Source organism: Pseudoclavibacter sp. 8L, assembly GCF_902506465.1.
In the GTDB taxonomy this organism is placed as follows: domain Bacteria; phylum Actinomycetota; class Actinomycetes; order Actinomycetales; family Microbacteriaceae; genus Pseudoclavibacter.
Window position 1 is genome coordinate 1 of record NZ_LR733195.1, and the last position, 3972, is coordinate 3972.

Consider the following 3972-nt stretch of genomic DNA (forward strand, 5'->3'; position numbering starts at 1 on the left):
GCCCTTGCCCCCTGTCCCTGCCCCTGCCCCTCTGCTCCCCGGCGGAAGAGTGAGCCAGATGCACGCTCCCGCTCGCCGGAAGCTGCATCTGGCTGACTCTTCAGAACGGCAATGGGCGGGGAGGGAGGAGCGGGGCTACTTCACCGTGGCCGGGGTCTCGCCGAGACGGTCGAAGACGCCCTCCGCGAGATGCTCGGCATCGAGGCGCGCCGCCACCGGGTTCCGACGGTTCGTTCCGTAGCCGAGCAGCGCGACGCGATTGTCTCGCCGACTCCAGCCGTCGCGCAGACGAGCCATACCGCCCTGCTCGCGCAGCTGCAGGGGCGCGAGATGGCGCATCGTGGGACGACTGCCCGTCGCCCAGATGATCGCATCCGCCTCGAAGCGGTCGCCGCTCGCTAACGTCACCCCATCCGGCTGGACACTCGCGAGGGGACCTCGCGAGACGAGCAACCCCCGCCGAATCGCAGCGAGAGTGCCCCTCGAGAGCGGGATGCCTCGCACGCTCACCTCGCTCGGCAGACGCTCGCCTCTCTCGACGAAGCGGACGAACTCGGCCTCGTGGCGTGCATCCATCTCCCGCTGACGGGAATCGGTTCGCGACGGCAGCGTGAGGCGGGGCAGCTCGTGGAAGTCGGGCTCACGCCGCGTTGACCACGCCGTCTTGGCCGCGATCGGCTCCAGCTCGCGCAGGATCGTCACGGCCGAGCGCCCACCGCCCACGACGAGCACCCGCTTGCCCGAGAATCCCGCCAGCGACTCGATGTGAGCGGAGGGGAGCTGCAGACCGGCGAAATCGAGGGCGCCCGGATACCAGGGCACAAACGGCGACGACCAGTCGCCCGTCGCGTTGATGACGTATCTCGTCGTGATCGTGCGCGGCGGGCGGTCCCCCACCTGGATGTGCAGCGTCAGCAGCGGCGAGCGGCGCATCGCCTCGACGCGCAGCACCCGAACCGGGCGGGCCACGAACAGGTCGTACGCGTCCTCGTAGCGCCGCATGAGCGGGGGCATGATGTCGCGGACGATGGCCTCAGGATCCTGATCGCTGAGACGGATGCCCAACTCAGAGAGCCCAGGCGGACCGGAGAGCAGGGGCGTGTGCCCCACCGTCTGAAAGTCCCATCCGCGCCCCCACGACCCGCCAGGCTGCCGCTCGGCATCGAAGACCACGAAATCCCGCAGCGGCCGGAGGCCCATCTCAGCCAGCGTCGCAGCGACCGTCACACCGGGCACACCCGCGCCGATGACGACGAGGTCGATGTCGGTCTTCACGGCGAGCACGTCCGGCTTCCTGTCGAGGCGCTGCAGGCGCAGCTCTGCGGGTACATCGGACTGTCGACGAGCTCGGGTCCGGTAGGCCACAGTCTAGAGACGCAGAGTGACGCGGCCGGGTCGGCGCACCGAAGATTCGCTCGGCCGCCGTGGTAATGTGAGCGTCAGATTTTCGTTAACGACTTGCGACCGGGTGGCCATTCCTGCCCGGCCCGAATTATAAGGGGGTTACGCATGGGGCGTGGCCGTCAAAAGGCGAAGCACACCAAGGTCGCCCGTGAGCTCAAGTACTCCGTACATGAGACGAACTATGACGCGCTGGCACGTGAACTCTCCGGTGGCTCCTCGAGCTACCCGGTGAGTCCGCCAGTCACTGAAGAACCCAACGACGACATCCTCTCGAAGTGGTCCGAGTACCTCGACGATGATGACGCCGACGAAGACGACGACGCGAGCGGCTACGAGCAGAAGCGCGCGTAAGCGTGCGAGCACGACTCCCCGGAGTCCTGCCGCCGCTGCTCTCGTCTGACTCCGAGCCGACCTCATCACCTGGTGATCGAACTCCAGCCCCCGAGCTTCCCTGCCGCCATAGCAGTGGCAGTGATCCTCGTCGTCGGCAACCTCATGAGCATGCTCACGGTCCGCTGGGGAGCTGATGGGCGTCTCGATCGCTGGGGGTACGCGGGTCTGCGCACCGCCGCGACCCGCGCATCCGACGAAGCCTGGCGCGCTGGCCACGAGGCGGCACTGCGTCCGGCGAATACGGGTGCAGGCGCCGGCATCGTCTTCGCGATCGTCTCAGTGCTCTCCGCGAACTCCGTCGCGCCGTACCTCGTCGCGCTGTCCCTCGCCGTGATCTCGACGCTCACGGGAGTCATCCTGAGCCTCGTCATCGCCCACCGGGCCGCCAAGGCCGTCGCCGGCAAGTAGACGCCGGCGGCATCCGGTGGATGCCCGTCAGACCCCGTCGCGCAGGTTCCTCGCGAAGCTCGCAGCGCGCACCCGCAGGTTCTCCTTGCGCTGCTCGCGGGCCGCCTCGCGGTCGTAGCCGATGTACGCCGACGTGGGAAGACGCCGCACGTTCGTCGAGCACTCGAATTCGGCGCAGACCAGCGTGCCGACGGTATCCCCTCGGCGACCGGCGTCGCCGGTCCGCTTCGCGCTGTAGAACACGACGTCGTTGGGCAGCGTCACGTCCTCGCACCACGAGCACATGGCGCGCCGAGTCGGCAGCTTCCGCGCACGCTCGAACATGATCGCCACGAGGTCCCCGTCCACAGGGATCACCGCGTAGGCGCGACGCCCCAGCTTCGGGTCCGTCCAGCCGAGGTAGTCGCGGCGCTCCCAATCCACATCGTGGAACCCGGGCAGCAACGTCAGGTCGCTGACCTCCTTGCGCGAGGCGTTGACAAACGCATCCCGGATTTGGGCCTCGGTGAGCTGCTGCATCTGACGAGCGTACCCAGCCTGCCGGTCAGAGGCCGTCAGCAAACTCCGCGAGGGCCCTCGCGAGCGGGTCAGGCGCGCCGATGGCGACGTAGTGCCCTCCCGGGACCACGACCGCCTCGACCCCCGCACGGTCGCGGGCAAGCTGCTTCGCGAACTCGAGCGGGAAGAACAGGTCGTCCTCAGGCGCGATGAAGCCCGTCGGGACCTCGCGTCCGACGCCCGGCCACGGAGCATCCATCCACGAGCCGGACTCCTCTCGCACGTGCGCCTTCGCGTCGACCACAAGATCGTCCGGCACGAGGTTATAGAACACGAGCTCGTCCTCGGAATCGACGCCCAGCGCGCTGTGGCCCGTCGCCGTCCACCACTCATGGATCGTCTCGCCCGGCTTGGGGATCATGCCCGCGACGTAGACGAGCCCGTCGGCGAGGAGGCGCTCAGCCACGAGGGCCGCGGAGAAGCCGCCGAGCGAGTGACCGACGATCACCAGCTGCTCCCCCTGCCCGTCTCCGTCGGAGCTGTCGCCCCTCGCCTCGTCGAGCTGCGCCGAGACCGAGTCCGCGTAGTCGACGAGCGACAGGCTTGGCTCCTCGATCGGCAGGTCGACCGCGACCGCGCGATGACCCGCCTCCTCCAGCTTCGGAGCCACAAGGTGCCAGTCCCAGCTCGAGGACCCTCCACCGTGGATGAGCACAAACGTAGCCATGGGCGTTCCCCTCGTTCCTGACGGCCGGCCAGCTGACCGACACACGCTTCCACCTTGGGGGCCGCGCCTGGACTTTCGCTCGACTCGCTCCTGGCTCGCGCGTGGATCGACTCTGGCACTCCAGGCCTCAGACGTCGCGTACCTCCCCCGCGTCCCAGACCTTACATCCCAGACTTCCCGCGTCCCGAACCTCGCGCGCTTTCTGAAACTCGGGCTGGCGAAGTCACTTCGTGCTGGAGAACTTCCCGCAACGAAGCGACCTTTCCATCCCGAAACCCCGGAAACGGCAGGAACGACACCTCGCCCGCGAAGACCACCCCACCCTCACCGCCAAACCCCTAACCGCCTACCTAGTCGGCCCGACACCCCAAACCGGCCCACCCCAGGCCACGACTCGGGCTGGCGAAGTCACTTCAAGCTGGAGAACTTCCCGCAACGAAGCGACCTTTCCATCCCGAAACCCCCGAAACGGCAGGAACGACACCTCGCCCGCGAAGACCACCCCACCCTCACCGCCAAACCCCAAACCGGCCGACCCAACC

5 protein-coding genes are annotated in these 3972 nt (G+C 68.1%); 2 read left to right on the top strand and 3 right to left on the bottom strand.

Annotated elements, in window-relative coordinates:
• Positions 1 to 135: 135 nt before the first annotated feature.
• Positions 136 to 1365: a flavin-containing monooxygenase gene (locus GV007_RS16725; RefSeq protein ID WP_160074627.1), complete on the bottom strand. Its 1230-nt coding sequence runs from the start codon at positions 1363 to 1365 to the stop codon at positions 136 to 138.
• 144 nt (positions 1366 to 1509) lie between these two features.
• Here GV007_RS16725 and GV007_RS16730 point away from each other — a divergent pair, with 144 nt between their 5' ends.
• Both GV007_RS16730 and GV007_RS16735 read left to right on the top strand, forming a co-directional pair.
• Positions 1510 to 1755 (top strand): DUF3073 domain-containing protein, encoded by a 246-nt coding sequence (locus tag GV007_RS16730; protein ID WP_160074629.1) that lies wholly within the window; start codon positions 1510 to 1512, stop codon positions 1753 to 1755.
• Between the two features lie 72 nt (positions 1756 to 1827).
• The gene (locus GV007_RS16735) at positions 1828 to 2205 is read left to right on the top strand and encodes an SdpI family protein (RefSeq protein ID WP_181059585.1); all 378 of its coding nucleotides are present in this window, start codon (positions 1828 to 1830) and stop codon (positions 2203 to 2205) included.
• A gap of 27 nt (positions 2206 to 2232) precedes the next feature.
• Here the strand turns inward: GV007_RS16735 and GV007_RS16740 are convergent, their stop codons facing one another.
• Both GV007_RS16740 and GV007_RS16745 read right to left on the bottom strand, forming a co-directional pair.
• Positions 2233 to 2724, bottom strand: a complete 492-nt coding sequence (locus GV007_RS16740; RefSeq protein WP_160074631.1) for an FBP domain-containing protein — start codon at positions 2722 to 2724, stop codon at positions 2233 to 2235.
• 25 nt (positions 2725 to 2749) lie between these two features.
• Positions 2750 to 3430: an alpha/beta fold hydrolase gene (locus GV007_RS16745; protein WP_160074633.1), complete on the bottom strand. Its 681-nt coding sequence runs from the start codon at positions 3428 to 3430 to the stop codon at positions 2750 to 2752.
• Between the last annotated feature and the right edge of the window lie 542 nt (positions 3431 to 3972).

Bases quoted from the DNA above. Each gene is read 5' to 3' on its own strand.
- GV007_RS16730 (WP_160074629.1), top strand. From the start codon at position 1,510: ATGGGGCGTGGCCGTCAAAAGGCGAAGCACACCAAGGTCGCCCGTGAG.
- GV007_RS16740 (WP_160074631.1), bottom strand. From the start codon at position 2,724: ATGCAGCAGCTCACCGAGGCCCAAATCCGGGATGCGTTTGTCAACGCC.
- GV007_RS16745 (WP_160074633.1), bottom strand. From the start codon at position 3,430: ATGGCTACGTTTGTGCTCATCCACGGTGGAGGGTCCTCGAGCTGGGAC.